The sequence below is a fragment of the Candidatus Eremiobacterota bacterium genome (genome assembly GCA_031082125.1).
In the GTDB taxonomy this organism is placed as follows: Bacteria; Vulcanimicrobiota; CADAWZ01; order CADAWZ01; family Ess09-12; genus Ess09-12.
In genome coordinates, this window is the sequence record JAVHLM010000003.1 from 315,315 (window position 1) to 338,546 (window position 23,232).

Below are 23,232 nucleotides of genomic sequence, written 5' to 3' on the forward strand. Positions count from 1 at the left end.
GAGGGAGACGACTCCCTGCAAAGGGAATTACTCCTTTGAAAACGAATCATCATGACAGGCGCCTTGTCACCTATAAGGCGTTTCACTGAAATTGAGGCATCTTTAACAATGAACATTGGAAAGAACGTGAGATGGAGCATAGTGAGAAGATAAAGAATCGCCTCGCGGTTATCATGTGGCTCATCCTCTCTGTGAATGGCATTCTTGCCATCTCATCAGGCGGGGCCTCCAAGAGTCTGGTGTTCATCCTTGTGCTGATTGTTTTCGGCAGCGCCTTGTGCCTTTCTCTCACTGTCGCCAGTACCCGCACCCTCATAAGGCCTGCACTGCTTTTTATCATCATCGTGGCTTTTGTGCTCACCATAACCTTTATTTCCCACTTTTCCCCGCTCAGGGAGCCTCTCTCACTCAGTTTCATAATATTGCTTGTGAGCACGGCATTTTACTTTCAGCCTGCCGAGGCGATTATTCTCACCGCTCTCATGAGCATGATGGAAGCGATTCTTCTTTACCTTCCGGAAAAATCCATGGTGGCCCTTGTAAGCACCCGGCTTCTTATCACTGTTACCGGCTATTTTTTCATCGTACTCGTGGCAGGTATCTTTTCCAGTGAAAGCCGCCAGGAGCTCCGGGCCATCGACGGCGAGGCAGAGAAACTGAAAAAGAGCCTCTCGGACCTGGGAACAGAAAAGGCACAGGTTGAAAAGGAAAAAGCACGGGCTGAAAAGGAAAAGGCACAGGTTGAAAATGAGAAAGATGAGCTCACCAGGATCCAGGAGAAGCTCAATGCCGAAGTCTCCAGGAGGGAATCCCTCCATCAGATAACCTGTGACTTCACCCAGACACTTGACAGCAGCGTAATCTCACGCCAGCTCATCGAGATCCTCAAAAGCTCTCTCCCCTTTGAGACTGGCGGGGTATTTCTTGTTGACAGGGGGCGGCACAGGATATCCTGTGCCGCTGCCAAGGGTCCCTTTAAAGACGAGATGCAGAATCAGTTGAATGATATTTCGGAGAATATCCTTGCCATAATAGCCGAAAAGAATGAGCTCTCCATTTTTCACAGCATAGAAGAAGATCCCCGCTTTGACAAGATTGCAGGGAGCACGCAAGTGAAATCGGCGCTCTACGCCCCCATTTCGCTTGATGCTGAGGTGTACGGGGTGATCTGCTTCTGGAGTGCGACGCGTCGCGCCTTCTCAGATATAAGCCTCGAGTTTTTCAAATCGGTGATATATGAAGCGGCACGGGCTTTCAAGAACGCGGAAGTTTACCGCATGCTCGATACAAGGTTCAATTTCATTATCACCCTCTGGAATGCCACCAAGAAGCTCGCCTCGGTGAGCGACCTCTCCAATACGAGCAAGAATGTGCTCAGGCAGGTCATTGAAACCATAAGAGTACTCTTTGATGCCGACGGCGTCATCCATTATTTTTATGAGCCCAGCATGAGAATCTTTGTCCCCTTCGTGGTGACCTCCCAGGGGATCATTCACAACCCGGACCTGATGGCTTCTGCAGGTATCGCGACAGAGCATTTCGGGCAGCTGGTCATGAATGCGAAGAAAATAGAAGAAGGGGAGCTCCTGGAGGGGCCTCTCCATGTCCCTAACGTGAACTTCTCCACGTCGAAGGGAAAAGTATTTTCAACAGTCGCAAAAATATTTGACGTGACCTCGCTCTACTGGTATCCCCTCGCGGTGCGGGAAAATGTGCTGGGCGCCCTCGTGTTTCTTTTCAAGACGGGGAGGGAGTGGACCAAGGAAGAATCACAGTTGGTCGATATTTTCTACTACCTCTACACGCTGAGCATTGAGAACCTTGAGCTTGTCCATGGGCCGGAGAGCAAGGAGAGAGACAGGACGAAGGAGCTCAACAATGGAGGTCAGGAAATAAAGATTTGATGAGCAATTCAGAGTTCATAAAGATGCCGTTACTTATGCTCTTCTGGACAGTATCATTTCGTCAGAAGCACCAGGCGCTCGATGAGTTGAAATCATAATGCGGCCAAAGTTCATCGAACCATTTAAGAGTAAAGCCCTTCAGCTTTTGCTGCTTATTGCTCTCCTGCTCATCATCAGGTCCTGCTTCTTTGGCGCGCCGCTCTGCAATGATGAAGGTTACTATGGTTACATGGCACAGAGGATGCTTGATGGCTCCCTTCCTTACAGGGATGTCCAGGACAATAAGCCTCCTTTTCTCTATTTCATCTATGCAATCTCGCTTTTCGTCTTTGGAAAGGTTTCCGACATTGGAATCAGGATCACCGCGGCCCTTTTTGCCTGTGGAACTCTCTTTTTTTTATACAATCTCGCGGAATTGCTCTTTGACCGGAAGAGAGCCTTCATCTCTTCACTTTTCTTTGCGCTTTTATCTGGTGGGGTATCATTCCTGGGGTGGAGCGCCGAGGCCGAGATATTTATGACCTTTCCGCTCTGTGCTTCTTATTTTTTCTTCTATAAAGGCTTGAAACAGGCATTGCCGCGCTATTTCCTCTTTTCCGGGCTTGCCCTTTCCGCCGCATTCCTTATTAAAAGCGTCGCGGTTTTCTACGTTCCCATACTGCTGATTTTTCTTTTTTTATCTATGAAGGTGAATAGAGCACTCATGATAAGATCAAGTCTTTCTTTTTTGGGAGGATTCCTTGCCCTTAACCTCATTACCTTGATATGGCTCGCCTTTACAGGAGTGCTCGATGATTTTATTCAGTGTGTTGTTCTTTATAATATGGTTTACCTGGCTCATGGTGCCTCCATGAGTGATTTTTTTCCTCTCCTTGGGCGGAGATTCATTGATGACGGGCTCCTGCTTGAGTTAGGCCTGCCACTTTCTCTGGCTTTCGTGTCGCTTGCCTATCATATGTTATTTGAAAGAGATGAGAGCTTTATTTTCCTGCTCCTTCTCCTTGTGACAGGTATTCTCCAATATTTTCAGGGATGGAAGGTTTTTTCTTTTTACCTTTTCCCCGCTCTCCCGGTCCTGTTCATTCTTGCTGCAGATGGGTTGAAGCGATTGTGGAGCATGGGTGGGCGCATAAGCCGGGTCATATTCATAGTCATGATGGTTCTCCCGGGAAGCCTTGTATTTCAATATGAGTTGAAATATTGCACAGATTTTAATAATCTCTGCATAAGCCCAAGAAACAGAACCTATTTTCAGATAAAGGAAATTGCGCTCAGCCTCAGGCAGCGCATGGCCATGGAAGACTATGCCTATAACTGGGGCTGCGAGGGAGAGCTTTACTTTTACATGGGAAGAAAGCTCCCCACGAAGCACGTGGTCATGGACCGGCTGTACTATCTATCCAGGTCGTCATATACCGGCAGGCCCTCTTTTCTGAAAGGATTTGTCGCGGCTTCCTTGAAGGAATATGGGGAGGATCTCCTGCGCTCTCTTTCCGCCTCTCCTCCATCTTTCATTATTGTCTCCTCTCCGTCGCCTGATTTTTCCGCAACAGACTACACAAGAGGGATTGCGGAAGATCTGGAAAAGTTTATCAGCGACAGGTATGAATTATCTGGTACAAGGGAGCGGATCAGGATATATCGTTTAAAAAAGAGCTCTCCCTCCATGAGAAGGTCCGAGTTTCTCTGTCAGTTTAAGGATGCGCCATGAAATACGACCTTGTGGTAGTACTGCCAATCTATAATGAAAAAGAACTGGTTTTCCCTGTTTTATCCTCGTGGATATCGGTTCTGGAGAGACTCAGCAGCAATTTTCTCATTCTTGCAATAAATGACGGGTCAAGCGACGGGACGGAACAAGCTCTCTCAGCTTTTGCTGATAACTCTTCTGTTGAAATAATAAACAAGGCCAACAGCGGCCACGGCCCTACAATACTGATGGGGTACAGGAAGGCGATGAAGCTTGCCCCATGGATTTTTCAATGTGACAGCGACGACGAGATGAAAGCTGAGAGTTTTCCAGAGCTTTGGGAGAATAAAGACCGTTATGATGTTCTTTACGGTGCTCGAATGGGACGCACACAAAGCCTGGCCCGGCGGATAGTCACTTTATGTGCCGGATTTACAGTCAAAATGCTCTATGGCCACGGCGTCAAGGATGTGAATACCCCGTACCGCCTCATTCGTTCTACCCTGCTCGAAGAAATCATCAATGAGATCCCTGATGATACCTTTGCCCCCAACGTCATCATAACAGGAGCCCTCCACGACAGGGGAGCCAGATCGCTCTATGTCCCCATACCATATCATCCAAGGGAAAAAAGAGGAGGCGGAGAGCTTGTGAATTACAGGCTCATCAGGGCTTCTCTTATCTCCTTTATCCAGACCGTTCAATGGAAACAGAAGACCAGGCAGCTCGGCAGGAAATAAGAGGAGGAGATTACTACCCTCCATAGAAAACAGAATCCACCCGCTTTGTGGCCATACCGGCAAAGCGGGCCATGTGGCTCAAGGCCCCCGGACACTTCGACTGGACAGAGGTTGACATGGCACGGCTTCTTGCAGACTGAACAATCATGCCGGGCACAGGAGGTGTGCCAGGTCCACCAGGGCGCCGTGACTGCTTCACTCATCGTGAGCCCTCATACTTGTCCGAAGCCTGGGACATCACTATCGATCCGGTGAGCACCTGGAGGGCCTGAGGAAATGAAGATTCACAAGCACTACACTCTTCAGAAATGGGCACTCCTGGCAGTTTTTTTCATCTTGGCCCTCTGTCTTTCCGCCTGGGGCGCTACCCCCGCTCTGGCTCAGGGCGCAGCGGACCAGGGAGCCGAGAAAAACAAAGCCGGAAAGCTTCTCAGGGAGGCTGATTCTCTTCTCAAAAAGGGGCTTAATAATGAAGCGCTCAGGAAGTACGAAGAAGCCTATGAATACTGCGTGAAGCATGGTGACAGGGAAAGCTCAGAGGCAGCCATGGCGCTTTACAGCATCGGCTACACCCACTATCACCTCGGTAACTATGACAGGGCCCTTGCATACTATAGTGATGCTCTGAACGCATGGAAAAAGCTCTACGGTGAAGAGCACCCTAAAATTGCGGTGTGCTATACCCTCATGGGAAATGTCTATGACAAAAGGGGAGACTATGACCTGGCGCTCAACGCTCTGGAGGTTGCTCTTTCACTCTTTAAGAAGCATCATCATGAGAACCATCCTGACGTGGCGCTCACTTATGATTTTCTGGGGAACGTCCACCGCCATAAAGGTGAGTATCATAAGGCAGTTAAGATCTATGAGATGGCCATCGACTTGAAGAAACGGCTACAAAGCAATAATGATCACGAGATGGGCACTCTCTATAACAACTTAGGCATAGCCTATGATGAGCTGGGAAAGCTTGATGAAGCCCTCGCCAGTTTTGATACATCAATTTCAATTCACCAGAGGCTTTTCGGAGAAAACCATCCTACCCTGGCAGCAGCTTATGGCAATATAGGCACGATCCACGATAAAAAAGGAGATTATCGCAAGGCAGCGGAGTATTATGAAAAAGCTCTGGCTCTTCAGGAACAATCCGGCATAGAAGACAATCCCTTGCTGGCCAAATTATACAGCCAGCTGGGCTCATCCTATGAAAACATTGATGCGCACGCGAAAGCCCTGGCCTGCCATGAGAAGGCTCTTACAATCCACAGGAGGCTCTGCGGTGAGAACCACCGCGACGTGGCAGGGTGCTATATCGATCTGGGCTCTTTCTATGAATCCAGAGGTGAGCTTGAACAGGCTCTTGCCTATTATGAAAAGGCCCTCGCAGTGTACCGGAAAATTTATGAAAAAGATCATCCCGATACCGCGCGGTGTTATATGAAATTAGGGAATCACTATATAAGAAAAAGGGACTTTGACAGAGCGCTTGACTATTTATCCCATGCCCTGGCAGTTCACCGGCAGTTTCTGGGTGCAGAGCACCTAAAAATCGCAGAGGACTACAGGAGTATTGGCAACTGTTATAGTGATAAGGGCGAATATCAGAAGGCTCTGGACTATCTTGAAAAAGCCCTGGCAATTTTGAAGAAGTCACATGGTGAGGATCATCCCGACATAGCAGCGTGTTATAAGGATATCGCATGGATATGTTATTCCAGGGGAGACTCTGAAGAAGCCCTCGCTTATTACGGCAAGGCCCTGGCCATTGACGTGAAGTGCTACGGCGAGGATTCCGTCTTTACTGCGGCAGACTATGCTCACATAGGTTTCTTTTATTCGGATGAAAAACAGTATGAGAAGGCGCTTGCCTCTTTCAATAAGGGAATGCGTGCCCTTTCAATGAAGAAGGTAAAAAGCGCCGCTCTTGTGAAGCCCGAAGACCTCCCTCCTGATGATCTCACAGTGATCTTGCTCCGAAATAAAGCTTCAGCCTTGTATGAGCTCTCGCTGCGGGATAACTCCGGCAAAGAGCTGAAGGAGGCGTCATCGCTCCTTCTCCTGGCCATTGATATTCAGGACAAGGTAAAAGGGGATATAAAGGAGACCACCTCAAAGAAACGTTTATCCATAAGATATTCCGAAATCTTTCCACTCACGATAGAGGTGCTCCTCAAGCGGCACGAAAGAGAGAAAGATTCGGCATATGTAAGTGAGGCCTTTCAGACAGCGGAGCGGGGCCTGTCCAGAGCCTTTCTGGAGATGGTGGGGAAGTCCAGGGCGCAGGTTGCGGGGAACCTGCCCGCAGAAGTTCTGGAGAGAGAGGCGGCCCTCAGGGGAGAGCAGAAAGCGCTCGACAGCCTCATAGACAAGGAGAACGGGAAGCCCAGGGAAAAGAGAGATATGGAGACTCTCAGGGGCTTCTATGGGAAGCGTGCGGAAAAAGAGAGGGAGCTGGAAAGCTTTGTGAGGGAGCTTGAAAAAAAGTATCCCAAGTACGCCCAGATCAAGTACCCGAAAACCTGTACTTTGAGAGAGGTGCAGCAAGAGGTGCTGGGAGGCCGGGAGGCATGCCTTCTCTATTATGTGGGAACGAACCGTTCGTTTCTCTTTGTCATCACGAGAAATGTCTGCGCTCTCTTTCCTCTCCCCGGAACCAAAAAGACGGGAGCAATGGTGAGCCGGTTCAATGCCTGTATGACTGCAGCGCGCAGGAGCGATTCCTGGGTGAAGGAAGCCGAGCTCGCCGCAGTGTCCCACGAGCTCTACACCGCCCTTGTGAAGCCTGCGGAGCCAATGATAAAGGGGAAGGACCTCATCGTCGTTCCCAGCGGCGACCTGTATTTCCTCCCTTTCGAGGCCCTTCTCACCGAGGCCGGTAATGAAGAAAAGCCGCCTCACTATCTTGTGGAAGACCATGCCGTCTCCTATGCTCCCTCCCTTTCCCTCTACAGTCTCATGAAAACCCTGGAGAAGGGCCGTGCCCGGGCGGCGAAACCTCTCCTGGCCTTCGGCGATCCCGTGTACCCCGTCGATGATGATCGCTGCAATGCAGGGATTATTGAGAAAGAAACGATGAGAGACGTGGAGCGGTATGGCGCAAAAGGCCTTGTTTTCGGGAGGATAGAGGCCACTGGCGACGAGGTGCGCTCCGTTGCAGAGACGCTCGGTATTTCCCCGTCTTCGAGGGACATTCACCTGGGATTCAATGCGTCAGAGGAGAGCCTTCGCAGGTGCAGCCTCAAGGATTATCGCATGATCCACTTTGCCTGCCATGGCATTGCAGGATACGACATGGGCATTGAGCCGGCCCTGGTGCTCTCGCTTTCAAGCACTCCCGCCGGGAAGCCTGAATGTGACGGTTTTCTCACCATGTCGGAAATCTTCAGCCTCGCTCTCAACAGCGATTTGGTGGTGCTCTCGGCATGCCAGACAGGGCGGGGGAAGCTTGAGAAAGGCGAGGGGCTTGAGGGGATCTCCCGGGCATTTCTCTTTGCAGGGAGCTCTTCCGTGGTGGCCAGCCTCTGGTCAATAGCAGACGAGGAGACCAAGCTCTTCATGGTGGACTTTTACCGGGTCCTGGGGAAAGGAAAGGGGAGAAGAGAAGCGCTTCGGGAGGCAAAACTCCGCTTCATCGCCGAGAAGGACTCCAGAAAGAGCCTCCCTTACTACTGGGCTCCCTTCATTCTCATAGGGCTCCCCTGAAGGGCTCCTCGGTGAGACCACCGATTCATCAAACTGATGGAAAAGTCTAAAATTTGAGAAAAATAGCAAAGCGGGAGGTCAGAGAGAGGAAAACTCCTCGCTGAAATGGAAGGTGAGAGACAACTGCTCAAAACAGCTCAGGCCGGTAAAGATCAGCAGAAACAGTCAAAATAACTGCACTTCGCGATCCAGAGGTTTTTATACTCCAGAGCATAACTGACAGCATCATTATACTCGAGAGTATAATGTGCGTCAGTATACCCATAGTAGACGCCATACAGGAGAAGCAACAATGCCAGCAACACTGCCGATAAGAAATGTAGCCATCATCGCTCACGTAGATCATGGAAAAACGACCCTCGTCGATGCGCTTCTCCGGCAGAGCGGGACCTTTCTCCTCAATGAAACGGTGCCGGAAAGGGTAATGGACTCCCTCGATCTCGAGCGTGAGCGAGGAATCACCATTGCGGCGAAAAACTGCTGCCTTACATGGGAGGGGTACGTGATAAATATCGTTGACACTCCCGGGCATGCCGATTTCGGAGGTGAAGTGGAGAGGATTCTCTCCATGGTCGATGGCGCGCTCCTCCTTGTAGATGCGGCAGAAGGCCCCCTTCCACAGACCAGGTTCGTCGTAAAAAAGGCTCTGGAAGCGCGGCTTCCCCTGGTGCTGATCATCAACAAAATTGACAGGAGAGATGCACGTACCGAGGAAGTGGAGGAGGAGCTTCTCAATCTTCTCCTCGAATGCGGCGCAGAAGCGGAATACCTTTCAAGCCCCGTAATCTATACAAACGCGAGGGCTGGCGCTGCCACGAAGACCATGAAAAAAGAGCCTGTAGATATGAGACCGGTCTTCGAGGCAATCCGCGATTACATTCCAAGCCCTAAGGTCGAATTGGAAAAGCCCCTCAGCATGATCGTGGCGAACCTGGGATACTCCGATTACGTGGGGAGACTGGCCATAGGGAGAATGAAATCAGGCACCGTATCGGTAAATGACCAGGTGCTCATTGCCGGTGAGAATAAACAGTATAAGGGCAGGGTGATGCGAATTTACGGATATGAAGGGCTGAAGATGGTCGAGCTTCCCATTGCAAGGGCCGGTCAGATCGTGGCGCTCGCGGGGTTTGAAACCATCACCATCGGCGACACCGCAACGAGCCCTGACGACCCTCTCATACAGCCCAGGATCCATGTTGAAGAGCCCACGGTGAGCGTGATCTTCTCTGCCAATACCTCCCCCTTTGCAGGGAGAGAGGGGAAGTACGTCACCGGCAGCAAGCTGAAGGAACGTCTCTTCAAGGAGGGATGCTGGAATGTCTCATTGAGGATAGAAGAGGGACAGTCGCCCGACCAGTTTGTTGTTGCAGGAAGAGGTGAGCTTCAGCTCGCCATCCTTATTGAGACAATGAGGAGGGAAGGCTACGAAATGGAGGTGAGCAAGCCGAAAGTCATCGAAAAAACCATTGATGGCGCGGTCTGTGAACCCTTCGAAAACCTTGTCGTAGATATCCCCGAGGAATATATTGGCGTCACCCGGGAGTTTATGGCCCTGAGAAGGGGAACCCTCGTCTCCATGTCAGGCTTCGAAACAGGAATGATCCGCCTGGAATTCCACATCCCCTCGAGAGGCCTTATCGGCATCCGCTCAACATTTCTCACCATTACCAGGGGCCTTGGCATCATGCATTCCATCTTTGAAGGGTACAGGCCTCTTTCGGGGCCTATCCCTGCGAGGGTAAACGGTGCCCTCGTGGCCTCCGTGGGAGGCGCGGCAACTGGTTATGCCATTGCCGGCCTGGCGCAGAGAGGGAAGCTTTTTGTCTTTCCCGGCACCGAAGTCTATAGCGGAATGATTGTAGGTGAGCATGCCCGGGAACACGATCTCGACGTCAATATCACCAAGCAAAAAAAGCTTACCAACATGCGGTCATCAACGTGCGATGAGACGGTAGTGCTCACCCCCCCGCTTATTCATTCCCTGGAAACCGCCATTGAATGGATAAATGACAACGAGTCCATGGAGATAACCCCAAAATCCATTCGCCTGCGAAGGCTCTATCCTCTTTACCAGCCCAAGCACCACAAAGAGCTGTGAATAATTGGCCTGAAGTCTGATCGGCTTACCCTGCTTCCGAGTAGCCGCTTCAGGCTGATAATGATGGTATGAGGGAGGCAAGCGAGCCATGCCCTCATTATGGAAGCAGAGTGTGCAGATACCATGGTGTGTTGAAAGGAGTCTTCATTGCGGTGGGCGAATTTCAGTATTTCAATGCGGTATTCGCCAGGGCCTTGAAAATATGGCTCTCTATAAAGATACCCGCGTCAATATGCGAAGCCACCTGATAATATCTCTCCCTGCGGGAAAGAATGCCGGCCGCATTTCATTGAAAAGCCTGTGTGCACAGACAGTGAGAAGGAGGACCCCTCATGGGAACCAATGAAGGGACAGGAGTCTCTTTCAGAGGGAAAGTCTTCCGCACTCCTAAAAAGAACCCGGGCAGCCCGCGGCTCATGGAGCCCGAGGAAGCCCTGGAGCTCATGAAACCCTTTCTCAGGAAAACAGGGCTCACGCGCTTTGCGCAGATCACGGGCCTTCGAAGCGTGGGCATCCCGGCGGTGAACGCCATAAGGCCCATAAGCCATAACTCATCGGTAACCCATGGAAAAGGCCTCACCCTGGCCCATGCCCTGGCCTCGGCAGCAGGGGAGTCCATAGAGCGCTATTGCTGGTTCAACTGTACCGTTCCCGCCTTCAGCAGCACCTATAATGATCTGAAAGAGCGGCGCACCGTGATCCCCATGGAAAGGCTGGCCCTTTCCAGGTTCTCGCTCTTCAGGCCTGACCTTCCTGAACAGTGGATGCTCGGCTGGGACCTCATGCATGACGAGGAGGTGCCGGTGCCTTTTTCATCGGTGAGCAGGTCCGGCACCTGTTTCACCACGGAGCTCCGCTCCTTCCAGAGCACGTCAAACGGCCTCGCCTACGGCGTGGACTTCCTGGAGGCCCTCTCTCAGGCAATCGAGGAAGTGGTGGAGCGGGACGCCGTCGCCTGCATGGATATGGCCCTCCTGTCAGGCCGGATACCGCTCTCGAAAGTCCGCGTGGACCTCTCCACCATACCTTTCGAGACCATCGGGGGACTCATCGGAAAAATTGAAGAAGCGGGGCTCCTCCCTGTCCTGCTGGACTGCACTACCGATACGGCGATCCCCGTTTATCACTGCATGCTCCTCGATGACAAGAAATGCTACGTCGGATCAGGGGCGAGCCTGAGCCCCGAGACCGCCATGGCAAGGGCCTTCACCGAAGCGGCCCTCGCCCACGCCGTGCTGTTCAGCGGGGTGAGAGACGTTTATTTCAGGGACGAGAGGCTTGCAGGCTCGCTCGTCGATTTCAGGAAGCAGATGGCAGAATCCCTCGAAGCCCCGGCGGAAAGGAGCGCACGTGGCCTTTCCGCCGAAAGGACCGGGTCCTTTGAGGGGGACATCGCCGTGATGAAGGATAAACTCCGGGGTGCCGGCATCGACCAGCTCATCGTGATAGACCTTCCAGAGCCAGGCCTCCCGGGGAGCGTGGTAAAGGTGACGGCCCCCGGCCTCGAGGGATACCACCATACTATTGCCTATCGTCCGGGCTCCAGGGCTCTCAGCCGCATGAGCGGAGAGCGGCCCTGAAAGCCCGGGGAACTGCGAAAGCGGTAAGAATATAAAAGAAAGGAGGGATGACATGTCTTTGGAAAAAGCGAAAGATGCGCTGAAGAAGATCATGAATGATCCGGACTTCAGCAGGAAGATGATCAATGTGAAGAGTGATCAGGAAGCGATAGAGCTCCTCTCTTCCCATGGCTTCAAGTTTACCAAGGAAGAATTCGAAAAGGCGAAGCATGAGATGAGACAGGCTGTTATCAGCGACGCTGAGCTCGCAGGCGTGGCTGGAGGAAGCGACAGCTCCAACAAAACAGCTTATCCGGTTGCGAACAGTGTGACAGTCGGAGCGGCGGCGGCTGCTTTCTAGAAGGCCATGAAGGGGCACACCGGCATCAGAGCGGTGTGCCCCTCATGAATTCCCATGAAGCCTTACAGGGCGGGAGGAATGTTCATGAAGTGCGTGATCTTTACAGGGCCGACCCTCTCAAAGGAGGAAGCCCAGCCCTGGCTTGAAGCCATCTATCTGCCTCCCGCCAGGCAGGGAGACATAATAAGCGCCATATTCACCCACATGCCCGACATCATAGGCATCATCGACGGCGCGTCCTATCCGGACCTGGAAGTATGGCACCGGGAGCTGCTCTACGCGCTTGAGAACGGCATTGCCGTGTACGGCTCATCGTCAATCGGGGCGCTCCGGGCAGCGGAGCTGGATATCCATGGCATGCAGGGTGTGGGAAAGATATATGAGGGCCTCAAGGGCATTGAGGTGAGCGACGATGACGAGGTAATGTGCCACTATGAGTGCAGCGGCTCTCACCGGCGCATCTCCGAGCCCCTGGCGAACATCAGGGCGACTTTTGAGGCCCTCCACAGGGAGCGGCTGATTGACGGGAAGCTTGTGGCGACCCTTCCCGCCCTGGCGAAGTCGCTGCATTACAGGAAGCGCACCTTTCAGGCGATCCTGGAAAAAGCCCGCAACGCCGGGGTGCTTTCCGAAAAGCAGGCCGAAGAGCTTCTCAATCATACGAGGTCCTGTTACGTGGATCTCCAGAAAGAAGACGCGATTGAACTTCTCAAGGCCGTCAAAAAGGCCATGGAGACCGGCGGCAGGGCACCGTACGGGAAGATTGTTGACCGTTCCGACGATCTGATCTTCCACGTGGCGAAGTACAGGGACCGCACCATCTCACGTGACGGCGAAGGGGAAGGGCTCCCCCTGTTCTCGCTGGTGGATTACATGGTCCTTACCCACCCTGAAGCCGACGAGCTTGCCGTGAGTGCAAAGAACCGTTTCCTGGCGGGAGTGCTTGCCGACATGCTTCACGTTGAGGCATCTGACAGGGAGACAGGGGAGGAAGCCCTGACCTTCAGGACGCGCTATGGCCTCGAGGATCAGGAGCGATTCGGAGAGTGGCTTGCCGAAAACGATCTCGTCGAGGAAGAGTTCAGGCGGCTGATGGAACAGAACGCGAAGATGAAGGCGCTTCATGACTGGCTGAGGGACAAGCTCGGCCAGAGAAAGTTCACAAGGGTCATCACCGATGAGCTCATGCTGACGGACCAGTATTCCCGGTGGGTCGGGAAAGCGCTCCTGGCCGAGAAGCTCTATCAGGAGCGCCGCGAGTACGGCGAAGAGCTCTTGAGCATCGAGGCTCCGGAGAAGCTGGTAAGGGACCACGTGGCGGGGGCTCCAAGGGAATGGCACAGGATCTTCAGGAAGGTCATGGAAGGGATGGAGATCACCGATATCATGCTGAAACACCAGCTTGTCAAGGCCAGGATAGAGAGGGAGACGCTGGAAAAGGCGCTGCTGAGGCATCTCGAGCCGGCGGCCCACGAGTGATGAAAGGAGGCTTTTATGACCCGCAAGCCCGTTGATGTGCTGCTTCTCAACCCGCCCCTCAGCCTGCCGATGCCCTATCTGAGCATCCCTGTCCTTGCCTCGTACCTCAGGTCGCAGGGAATCAGCGTTGCCGCGTACGACGTGAACGGCGAGTTCTATTACCGCTTCATCACAAGAGAAAACGTACGCAGAGGGATCTCCCACGCGGCGGAGAGGCTCCAGGTGCTCAACGGCAGGGAAGAGCTGCGCTTCACCGAGATGATTGAGTATATCTCCAGTTACTACTACCTCACGGAAGTGGAGAAAAACCTCCCCAAGGTCACGGCCTATCTTTTCCCCTTCTCGGACTGGAAACTGCTCCAGCAGCTTGATATCGACAAGCTTTTGATGACCCTCGCAACTCTCCCTTATTTCCCGGAGATCCTGGTCACAAAGCCCCAGTTCATGTACACAAGCCCTTACTATGAGTTCTCATCGAAAGAGATTATGGAGAGCACAGGCCATGAGAGCTTTTATTCCGCCGCGGTGAGGGAGATCATGGAAGATCTCCTCAGTGAGTATGACCCGAAACTCATCGGTATCTCGCTCGCCTTCAGCGTACAGGCCCTTCCCGCATTCCTGATGGCGCGGTTCATCAAGGAGATTAGGCCTGAGTGCCACCTCACCATAGGGGGGACCTTCGTCTCATCGTACATGCGCAGCCTCAGGGACGACACGCTCTTCCGCCATGTGGACAGCTTCGTGCTTGACGAGGGGGAGTTCCCTCTTGTGCAGCTTTTGAGGGAGTACGCCGGGGGAAAGCCCGACCTCAGAAAGGTTCAGAACCTCATCTTTGCCGAGAAGGGAGAGGTGATCTATACCGGGCCTGCCGAGCCCTTTGACCTGGAGAAGTCCTCCGCGCCTGACTACGGGGTTTTCCCCCTTGAGAAGTACACGGTGCCCCGCGAGGACCTCATGATACTCTTCAGGATCGCGAGGGGCTGTCCCTGGCAGAAGTGCACCTTCTGCAGGACCGACATCCCCCAGTGCAGCAACTTCCAGCAGCCCTCACCGGAGCTGCTCTATGAACAGTTCCGGGAGGTAGTGAAACAGACGGGGGCGCGCCGCTATTACTTCACCTCCGACAGCGCCGATCCGCTGGTTCTGGAATATTTTGCAAGGAGAATCATTGACGACGGCTTGAAAATAGACTGGTACTGCCACACCCGTGTTGACCTGAGGCTTACCAGGGAGCGCTGCGAGCTTTACGGGAAATCAGGGTGCACCGGCATCTATCTCGGTGTTGAGACCTTCAACGACAGGATACTGAAACTGATGAACAAGGGCATCACTTCTGAGTGTGCAGACCGGGTCCTCCGCCAGGTTGAAGGCGCCCTGGACCTCCGCCTCTACATGATGGTGGGCTTCCCCGGCGAGACCAGAGAAGAGGCCCTTGAAGACTTCCGCAGAGTGCAGGAATATCTGAAGCTCGGCCTTATCAAGGACTACCACTTCTCACCGGTGCAGATACTGCAGGGCTCCGCCATGTACCGGGACCTCGAAAAATACGGCATCACCAGCCTCATCACCACCGAGGGGGCCGATCTCGAGGGCGAGGTAAGCAACTTCACAAGCAGCGGGATGTCGCTGCAGCAGGTCATCGAATTTTTCCAGCAGTACGCTGCCGACCGCAGCAAGATCTTCCCGGAGTTCTTCTCCTCGGAGGGCCGGGAGCACCGGAGCCTCCGGATCAATGGCCGCGAGGTGGAGGCTGCCTTTGACATCGCTCAGATCGTGAGGACGGTGGACAGCCTCTGGGAGTTCGCGTACCTCACCAAGTCAAGATGGCTGGCCCTCGGCGAGAGCCGCATCGCCCCCCTGAAGCCCATGCTCACCGGGATGAGGCAGTGATGAAGAAAGAAGCAGAGGTGCTCCTCATCAATCCCCCCTTCGCAGAGCCGCGGCCCTATATCAGCATCCCCACGCTTGTTTCATATCTTGAGTCCCGGGGCATCCGCACCGCGGCATATGATCTCAACTGCGAGTTTTTCTACCGCTTTCTCACAAGGGAGAGGATCCGCAGGGGCATAGAATATGTTTCGGAGAGGTTCCTCGAGCTTAACGGCAGAGATGAGCTCGCCTTCAGGGAGATGCTTGAATACACGGTATGCTGCGATTTGCTCAGGGACATGGAGGAGCACCTGGGGAAGCTCACCCTGGCGCTCCTGCCTTTTTCAGATTTCCAGATACTCAGGAGCCTGGAGCTTGAGAGCCTGCTCAGCGGCCTCACGACAGCCCCCTATTTTCCCGAGCTCCTGATCTCGAAGCCCCAGTTCACTTATGCAAGCCCCTATTTCGAGTACTCCACGGCCGACATCGCGGAGAGCACGGGCCATGAGAGCTTTTATTCCGCCCTCTTAAGAGAGATAATCGCTGAAATACTCGACGAGTATGAGCCCAGGGTGGCGGGCATCTCAATAGTGCTCACAGAGCAGGTGGTGCCTGCTTTCCTTGCGGCACGCATCATCAAGGAGTTGAAGCCTGACCTTCATGTAACGGTCGGCGGGCCCTTTGTCTCCACTTATCTGAAGGATCTCAAGAACACGGTGCTCTTTGATTACGTGGACAGCCTGGTCTTTGACGAGGGTGAGCTCCCCCTCGAGCAGCTCGCCAGGGAGCTCGCGGGCACGAAGCCCGACCTCGGGAGAGTGCAGAACCTCGCATATCTGAAAAACGGGAGCCTTGTATCCACTCCCCCGGCAGAAACACTTCCTGCCGAGGCATCGCCTCCTCCCGACTACAGGGCCCTTCCCCTGGACAGGTATCTTGTCTCAGAAAGAAACGCCGAGATGCTCTTCAGGCTCTCGAAGGGATGCTCGTGGCACCGCTGCACCTTCTGCAGGACCGACATCGCGATGTGCCGGGAATACCGGCAGGCCCCTCATTCCTTCGTCTATGAGAGCCTGCTCGAGGTCATCAGGGACACGGGGTGCGGCAGGTTCCGCTTTACCAGCGAAGATTCTGACCCGCTGCTCCTTGAGCATATCTCGAAGAGGCTCCTGGAAGACGGCATATCCATAAAGTGGCGATGCCACGCACGCGTTGACGCGCGGTTCACCAGGGAGCGCGGCGAGCTCTACCGCAAGGCGGGGTGCACGAGCCTTTACCTCGGCGTGGAATCTTTCAGCGACAGGATCCTGCGCATGATGAACAAGGGGATTACCTGCGGGCTCATTGACAGGGTCCTCACAGAGCTCGGCGGCGGCGTTCCCGTGCGCCTCTATATGATGGTGGGATTTCCGGGGGAGACTGAAGAAGAGGCGCTCGCCGGGTACGGGAAGGTGCGCTCCCTTCTTGAGCAAGGCCTTATCGGCGACTATAAGTACTCTATCTTCGAGATGCAGTCAGGATCAGAAGTGGGGGAGCACCCGGAGCGTTTCGGCCTCAGTGATCTTAGCCGTTACCCGCGCTCGGACCTGCCCTCTGAGATACTGGAGTTCGAAAGCAGAGGGATGCCCAGGGAACGGGCTCTCATGCTGGCCGCAGAGTTCGAGAAAAACAGGAGAGAGTGGGATCCCCAGCTGGACAGGGTCTGTGAGCGCTATGAAGAGACGGTTGAGCACGTCACTGTGAAGGGAGACCCCGTGGAGGTGAGGTTCAACGTCAAGGAGATACTGGAGAGAATGGCCCATTCCACGGGGCTCTATTTCCTCCCCCGGATCGGGGAATGGATACGGTACGGGGAACAGCATATCACCCCTGTCAGGGCTGCCCGCCGGGCGTCGCAGCCGCTCAGCACTGTATGAAAAAACCTGTTGACGTGCTTCTCATCAATCCTCCCTTCTCAAGGCCCGATGAGCCTGTGATAGGCATCGCCACCCTCGCGGCATATCTCAAGACGAGGCAGATCACTGTCGAGGCGAAAGATGCAAGCCTCGAGCTCTTTCGCAGAACAGTAACGAATGACTGCATCAATGAAGAGAGAGCCTATGCCGGAGAGAGGTTCACGGAGCTCAACGGCAGAAGCGTTCTCGACTTCTGCGGGATCTATGAGTACGTGAGGCTCTTTTCCCTGCTTCTGCGCCTGCAGGGGCTTCAGGGCATCTTTGATGATGCCGGGGGGGATCTCTGGGAAAAGCTCAGGCATGCAAGCGACACGGTGAGGTCCTCGTTTCTCGAGCTTGCCACGGCATCGTTCTTTCCCCGCTTCATACTCTATGGAGGCCCGCCGACCTTCAGCTGCCACTCTCCTTACCACCACTTCTCCAAAGCCGACATACTCGCTTCCCTTGACGATCCCGCCTGGTACTCCGAGGCGCTCGAGAATACTATTGCACTGTACTTTGAGGAGATGAGCCCGCGGATCGCCGCAATCTCGGTGTCATACTTTAACCAGATTATTCCGGCCTTTCAGTGCGCCCGCATCATAAGAAGGATTGCGCCGGGTGTCCATATCAGCATGGGAGGATCGGCGGTCCAGATATTTTTTCGGAAGGTGAGGGATACCGGGCTCTTCGCCATTGTTGACACCATTGCCACCGGAGACGGCGAGGCGACGCTCGAGGCGCTCTCACGAGAGCTTCAGAGGAAGTCAGCCTCACTGGAGGCGGTGCCAGGAATCATCTACCTGTCAGGCACGATGGTGAAAAAAAATGACCCGGCGCCGCCCCTTCCTGTTGAAGGCCTCTCCCTCCCCGATTACAGGGCCTTCCCCCCGGAAGACTTCATGGCCGGCCCCGAGGCAATGCGCTTGCCCCTGAGGCTCTCGAAGGGGTGCTCCTGGGGCAGGTGCTCCTTCTGCCGGACCGAGCTTTCCATGATAAAAGCGTACCAGGCGCCGACGGCGGGGCGCCTCTTCCCGATGGTCACCGATTTCATCATTGCCACGGGGTGCCGGAAGATCCACTTTGCCGACGAGTCAATTGATCCCGAAGCCCTGGAGGAGATCTCGAAAGAGCTCATCGGCAGGGAACTCACCCTTGACTGGAACTTTCAGACGAGAATCAACAGAAAGATCACTGAGAGGCGCTGCAGGCTCTTCAGGGAGGCGGGATGCTCGGCCATCTCCTTCGGTGCAGAATCCTTCAGCGACAGGGTCCTTGGCCTGATGAGCAAGGGCATCACGGCAGAGCTCATAGAAAAGGTGCTCTATGAGGCCGGGAGCGTTCTGCCTGTCACCATCTTCATGATGGTGGGCTTCCCCGGCGAGACCGAAGAGGAAGCGAGGGAGAGCTTCAGGAAAGTCCGGGAGCTTGCCCGGGCAGGAGTGATCCGCGATTATATCTACTCCCCCTTCATTATCCACTCAGGCTCTGCAATGATGGCGGAGCCGGGGCGCTACGGCATCACCGAGCTGCACCACGGTCCTGGAGAAGACCTTTCACCTGATATCATCGATTATCAGTGCACCGGCATGGCAAGGGAAAAAGCCAGGGAGCTCTTCATCGAGTTTTCCCGGAGCCAGGCAGGCCGCCGGCCCTGGCCGCCGGAGGTCAGGATAGGAAAAAATACCGTTCCGCGGAGGTTTGACGTGGAAGAAATGATGGGGATCATTGCCCGGGAGACCTCCATGCGCCCTGCGATGCCCCTCTACCGCCTGATCATCACGGCAGAAGCGTCGCTTGCTCCTGAATCCATATGACAGGGAGGAGAAAAACGTGTTCACAGAAAAGAGCCGCCTTTCCCTCAAGAGAACCATATACTCGGTGATGCTTGACGGCAAAGATCTCGTGCTTCTTTGCACCCCCTGCGAGCCCGTGGTGCTGAAGGAGCTCTCACCTTTCAGAAGGGAACTCCTCATTCTGCTTGACGGGAGGCGCACCGCGGGAGAGATCATGCAGGAGCTGAACGCGCGGGGCCATCGGTGCATTTTCAGCAAGGTGAGGGAAGAGCTTGATCGGCTCGATGAGTGGCTCCTTCTGGAAGAGGAGGGTGATGCTCCTTTGCCGGAGGATACAGAGCATGCGGGGCGTAACGACCGCACGCGCCTGTGGTTCGCCGCCAGGAGGACCTCAGGTGCCTCCTTTGCCCGCCAGGCAGAGAGAGATCTCCAGTCGGCCCATATCGTCCTCTTCGGCCTGGGAGGGCTGGGCTCGCAGCTCTTCACCCAGCTCCTGCTGACAGGCATCGGTGAGATCACCGCCGTTGACTGCGAGAAGGTGGAGGAGAGCAACCTGAACAGGCAGAGCCTCTTCTACGAGAGCAACGTGGGCCGCCTGAAGACGGAGGCTGCGGCGGAGCGGGCCCGGCTGATGAACAGCTCAGCATCCATTCATTTTGTGGATAAGAGAATCGCCTCGGCTGGAGACTTCGCCTCACTGATGGCCCCTGCGAGCCTGGCGCTCCTCGCCGCCGATACTCCCCGCGACATGATATTCGACTGGATGAACGAGGCCAGTTACACGACAGGCGTGCCGGTGCTCTACAGCAACGGTGTCCTCCAGTCCTCCATGGGGATCGGCCCGCTGGTGATCCCTGGCAGGACGGCGTGCTATCAGTGCTCGATGCCCGAAGGCGCCCGTTTTGAAGACCCCCTCGTGGAGCAGATCAACAGGCGGCACTGCCACGGGGTGATACTCCCTCCTCTTGCCATGTGCGCGGGTCTTATGGTGCTTGAGCTCGTGAGGCATCTCACTGGATGCGAACCCTGCCGGATTTATGACCGCAGGCTTCACATGGACTTCAGAAATTACCGGATGTGGTTCCAGGATATAGAAAAGCGCCGGAGCTGCCCTTTCTGCGAACAGAGAGCGCCATGACAGGCTGCAGGCTCCCCGCCGGTGAATTGGCGCCCGGCAGGCTTCCTGAGGTGTGCCTTGGCTAGGTGAGCTGGCGGTCCGCCAGCTTCCTGAAGGTGCCCTCGACGCTCATGAGCTCTTTGAAGGTGCCTGCCTGCACGATCCTCCCTTTCTCCAGCACATAGATCCTGTCGGCCTTCACCACGGTGCTGAGCCTCTGTGCTATTACTATCTTTGTGGCCTTGAGAGTGAGAAGCTGTTCCGTCACCACGCTCTGGACCCTGTTGTCAAGAGAGCTCGTCGCTTCATCGAAGAGCAGTATTCTCGGCTTTTTCGCCAGGGCCCGGGCTATCAGGAGCCTCTGCTTCTGGCCTCCTGAGAAAGTCTGTTCCCCTTCCATGACCACGGTGTGCATTCCCATCGGCATGGCCTTGATATCCTGGTCTATGCCGGCTGTCCTTGCTGCCTCCCACGCGTCATCGAGGGAGAGCTCCACCGAGCCCGAGATGTTGGAAAAGATATCGCCGGCCATCAGCTCGCTTTTCTGCAGCACTGCTCCAATCTGGCTCCTCACGGCCGAGATGTCGAGGGTCCCGAGGTCTCTCCCGTCATAGTAAAGGGCCCCCTGCTCGGGCGCCTCAAAGCCGAGGAGGCACCTGAAAAGGGTTGATTTCCCTGATCCCGAGGGCCCCACGAAGGCAATAAACTCGCCGGGCTTCGCCTGGAAGGTGACGCTCTTCAGCACCATGGGACCGTCGGTCCTGTAACGGAAAGAGAGATTGCTCGCCTCCACGGCACCATGGAGCTCGCCGGGGTCAAGCTTCTCCTCGTCAACCTCCTGTAATGCCTCAAATATAGGCTTCATCCTGTCGTAGAGGGGAACGCTCCTTACGAGCTCCCCCGCAATGGCACCCAACTGGATCATGGCGGCAAGAAACCCGGTGAAGGCGGCGTTGAAAGCGAGAAAATTCCCCAGGCTCATGGAGGTCCCTCCGATGACCTCAGCGTTATGCTCCATGGTGGCGGCGAGAGCAAAAATTGCGCCTGCGGACAGGAGAGGGAGCATTGAGGTGAAGACCTCGAGACGGGCGCCCACAAGGCCGGCTTTATAGGAAAAGTTTTTCTGACGCGAGAACTTCCCGGCCCATTCTGAAAAAGCGAGAGCCTGTGCCCCTGCTATCTTTATCTTGCCGATCCCTTTCACAAGGTCAAAGACGAAGCCATAGAGCTGTCCCTGGATATTGATCTCTCTGCGGGCGAGGGAAAGCTGGAGAGAGCTGGCAAGAATAATCGCCGCGAGCAGTGCCAGGGCAAAGAGAGCGGCAGTTATTGCAAGACTGCTCTGATAATAGAAAAGGATCAGAAAGCTGAAGGAGGCATAGATCGCCCCCTGTATGGCCGGTAAGGCAAGGCCCTCGAAGAACTGGCTCATGATGGAGTCGAAGCCCAGGGAGCGCATGGCGAGATCACCTGACGAGTACCTGTTGAAGAAAGCGCAGGGCAGGGCCATGAGCCGATCCCACAGGGCGCACTGGATGACGCCCTTGGCCGTTCCTTCCATCCTGAGAAAAGCAACACCCTGGGTAAACTGAAAGACTGCCACCGCAAGAGAGCCCGCCAGAAGGGCCACGGAGAGCTGCACCAGGAGGGGCATCTCCCTTTCCGGGACTATCAAGTCAAAGATTATCCCCGTCGCCACAGGAATAAGCAGGCCGAATAACCCCATTGCCATCGCCACAAAAACCGATACCTTCATGTCGGATTTAAGCAGCGGCAGGCTGATGAGCAGGATATCCCGTAGGGAAAGAGGTTTATTGGGAAAGGGCCTGTAGAGCATGTAAGCCTTAGTATCAATGGAGGCGGCTCTCTCCCTGTCAACAGGAAACTCGGAAATTTCACCTGAAGCAACCCCCTTATAGCGTCCTTTACAAGGCAGAAGAGCCAGAGGCTTCCCCGATTCCTTGAGAAAACCGACCATGGGCCCCCTTTCCCTCTTCCACCAATCACCTTCGAGGGTGACTCTCCGCGTCCTCACCTTTGACGCTCTTGAAATGGCCGAAAGAGAGAGGGGTGGAGCATTCTCCCCATGCGAAGCAGGAGGCTCTTTCAGCGTGAAATGCATATATTCAGCCACACGCCGGCAAGCGTTGAAAAGAGGCGATTCGCCGGAAGGCGCCTCCTCCCCGGGTGAGCCTGCCTTCTCCGTTGATGAGGCGAGATAATGGAGGGCTTTACTCAATACCTGGCCCTCATGCTGCCTCCTCTGCTCAATGGTCTCCGATTCCCTGCGCTCCTGCCCGTCCATCGAATGGCCGATGGCGCAGAGCACCGCCCTGTGAAACGCGCTGAGCCCGGCAAGCTCCCGGTCTTCCGCGACGTAGTGGGCGGTAGTCAATGACTTCAGCCTTGAGGGCTCGCGGCATGATGCCCATCCAAGGCGGGAGAGGGGGAAGTATGAGCCGGAAAGGGCGCATGGCTCTCCATCGATGCCCATAAATGCCGAGGCCCCTTCCCGGTGTGAGATCCACAGGACGGGAGCGAGTGAGCTGATGGCGTCATCCTTCTCAGCGAGGTACTCTTCACCTTCGGTGAGAAGCCTCAGCTTTCTTGGAAGTGATGCCGTTCTGAGAAGCCCCCTCGAAAGCGCCTCGATCCATCGGTCAGCAAGAGGGACAAGCTCCGCGCCAACTGCTGAGATACTTGTCTCTTGGAGCTCTGTCCCGTTTTCGCCCACGGCGAGGAGTGCGATGCCCTGAAAGGGCTCGAAACCGAAGAGAGCCTCATCCTTCTCAATTGTGCAGACATAATGACGGTATGAGGCCGCGCCGCCATGCCTCACGGCAAAGATATTGACACGGTTTTTCCTCACTATCCAGACAGACCCCGTTCCTTCGGCAAAAAAAGGCTCATTTCCGCCGACGGCTCTTCTGCCTTCAGGTCTGTTGCTCTCGTTTCTGCCGTCTCCTTCCATGCTCCGCTC

General features: G+C 54.7%; 13 protein-coding genes. 12 read left to right on the forward strand and 1 reads right to left on the reverse strand.

Annotation, left to right across the window (positions count from 1 at the left end; all coding sequences use genetic code 11):
• Positions 1 to 131: 131 nt before the first annotated feature.
• The 12 genes from RDV48_05520 to RDV48_05575 all read left to right on the forward strand — a co-directional run bounded on the left by RDV48_05520 (position 132) and on the right by RDV48_05575 (position 20,273).
• Complete coding sequence (locus tag RDV48_05520) at positions 132 to 1,904, forward strand: GAF domain-containing protein (GenBank protein MDQ7822236.1); 1,773 nt, start codon at positions 132 to 134, stop codon at positions 1,902 to 1,904.
• Positions 1,905 to 3,198: 1,294 nt separating this feature from the next.
• Entirely contained in the window at positions 3,199 to 3,615 is a 417-nt protein-coding gene (locus tag RDV48_05525) for a hypothetical protein (GenBank protein ID MDQ7822237.1), read from the forward strand.
• Positions 3,612 to 4,334 carry a glycosyltransferase family 2 protein gene (locus tag RDV48_05530; GenBank protein MDQ7822238.1) on the forward strand — a complete coding sequence of 241 codons (723 nt, stop codon included), beginning with the start codon at positions 3,612 to 3,614 and terminating at the stop codon, positions 4,332 to 4,334. The genes RDV48_05525 and RDV48_05530 overlap by 4 nt, the downstream gene beginning before the upstream one ends.
• Positions 4,335 to 4,610: 276 nt before the next feature.
• Positions 4,611 to 8,036, forward strand: a complete 3,426-nt coding sequence (locus RDV48_05535; protein MDQ7822239.1) for a tetratricopeptide repeat protein — start codon at positions 4,611 to 4,613, stop codon at positions 8,034 to 8,036.
• Between the two features lie 292 nt (positions 8,037 to 8,328).
• On the forward strand, positions 8,329 to 10,137 hold the full coding sequence (typA, locus tag RDV48_05540; protein MDQ7822240.1) for a translational GTPase TypA: 1,809 nt from the start codon (positions 8,329 to 8,331) through the stop codon (positions 10,135 to 10,137).
• A 332-nt stretch (positions 10,138 to 10,469) separates the two neighbouring features.
• Entirely contained in the window at positions 10,470 to 11,717 is a 1,248-nt protein-coding gene (locus RDV48_05545; protein ID MDQ7822241.1) for a YcaO-like family protein, read from the forward strand.
• A 52-nt stretch (positions 11,718 to 11,769) separates the two neighbouring features.
• A complete protein-coding gene (locus RDV48_05550) occupies positions 11,770 to 12,057 on the forward strand; it encodes a Nif11-like leader peptide family RiPP precursor (protein ID MDQ7822242.1) in 288 nt (95 codons plus the stop codon).
• Between the two features lie 84 nt (positions 12,058 to 12,141).
• The gene (locus RDV48_05555; protein MDQ7822243.1) at positions 12,142 to 13,536 is read left to right on the forward strand and encodes a TfuA-like protein; all 1,395 of its coding nucleotides are present in this window, start codon (positions 12,142 to 12,144) and stop codon (positions 13,534 to 13,536) included.
• 15 nt (positions 13,537 to 13,551) lie between these two features.
• A complete protein-coding gene (locus tag RDV48_05560; GenBank protein MDQ7822244.1) occupies positions 13,552 to 15,426 on the forward strand; it encodes a radical SAM protein in 1,875 nt (624 codons plus the stop codon).
• A complete protein-coding gene (locus RDV48_05565; protein MDQ7822245.1) occupies positions 15,426 to 17,321 on the forward strand; it encodes a radical SAM protein in 1,896 nt (631 codons plus the stop codon). The genes RDV48_05560 and RDV48_05565 overlap by 1 nt, the downstream gene beginning before the upstream one ends.
• Positions 17,318 to 19,156 (forward strand): radical SAM protein, encoded by a 1,839-nt coding sequence (locus RDV48_05570; protein MDQ7822246.1) that lies wholly within the window; start codon positions 17,318 to 17,320, stop codon positions 19,154 to 19,156. The genes RDV48_05565 and RDV48_05570 overlap by 4 nt, the downstream gene beginning before the upstream one ends.
• 16 nt (positions 19,157 to 19,172) lie before the next feature.
• Positions 19,173 to 20,273 (forward strand): ThiF family adenylyltransferase, encoded by a 1,101-nt coding sequence (locus tag RDV48_05575; protein ID MDQ7822247.1) that lies wholly within the window; start codon positions 19,173 to 19,175, stop codon positions 20,271 to 20,273.
• Between the two features lie 61 nt (positions 20,274 to 20,334).
• Here the strand turns inward: RDV48_05575 and RDV48_05580 are convergent, their stop codons facing one another.
• Positions 20,335 to 23,223: an NHLP bacteriocin export ABC transporter permease/ATPase subunit gene (locus RDV48_05580; GenBank protein ID MDQ7822248.1), complete on the reverse strand. Its 2,889-nt coding sequence runs from the start codon at positions 23,221 to 23,223 to the stop codon at positions 20,335 to 20,337.
• Positions 23,224 to 23,232: the final 9 nt, after the last annotated feature.

Excerpts from the sequence above, each read along its gene's own strand:
- RDV48_05520 (MDQ7822236.1), top strand. The coding sequence starts at position 132 with ATGGAGCATAGTGAGAAGATAAAGAATCGCCTCGCGGTTATCATGTGG.
- RDV48_05525 (MDQ7822237.1), top strand. The coding sequence starts at position 3,199 with ATGGAAGACTATGCCTATAACTGGGGCTGCGAGGGAGAGCTTTACTTT.
- RDV48_05530 (MDQ7822238.1), top strand. The coding sequence starts at position 3,612 with ATGAAATACGACCTTGTGGTAGTACTGCCAATCTATAATGAAAAAGAA.
- RDV48_05535 (MDQ7822239.1), top strand. The coding sequence starts at position 4,611 with ATGAAGATTCACAAGCACTACACTCTTCAGAAATGGGCACTCCTGGCA.
- typA (MDQ7822240.1), top strand. The coding sequence starts at position 8,329 with ATGCCAGCAACACTGCCGATAAGAAATGTAGCCATCATCGCTCACGTA.
- RDV48_05545 (MDQ7822241.1), top strand. The coding sequence starts at position 10,470 with ATGGGAACCAATGAAGGGACAGGAGTCTCTTTCAGAGGGAAAGTCTTC.
- RDV48_05550 (MDQ7822242.1), top strand. The coding sequence starts at position 11,770 with ATGTCTTTGGAAAAAGCGAAAGATGCGCTGAAGAAGATCATGAATGAT.
- RDV48_05555 (MDQ7822243.1), top strand. The coding sequence starts at position 12,142 with ATGAAGTGCGTGATCTTTACAGGGCCGACCCTCTCAAAGGAGGAAGCC.
- RDV48_05560 (MDQ7822244.1), top strand. The coding sequence starts at position 13,552 with ATGACCCGCAAGCCCGTTGATGTGCTGCTTCTCAACCCGCCCCTCAGC.
- RDV48_05565 (MDQ7822245.1), top strand. The coding sequence starts at position 15,426 with ATGAAGAAAGAAGCAGAGGTGCTCCTCATCAATCCCCCCTTCGCAGAG.
- RDV48_05570 (MDQ7822246.1), top strand. The coding sequence starts at position 17,318 with ATGAAAAAACCTGTTGACGTGCTTCTCATCAATCCTCCCTTCTCAAGG.
- RDV48_05580 (MDQ7822248.1), bottom strand. The coding sequence starts at position 23,223 with ATGGAAGGAGACGGCAGAAACGAGAGCAACAGACCTGAAGGCAGAAGA.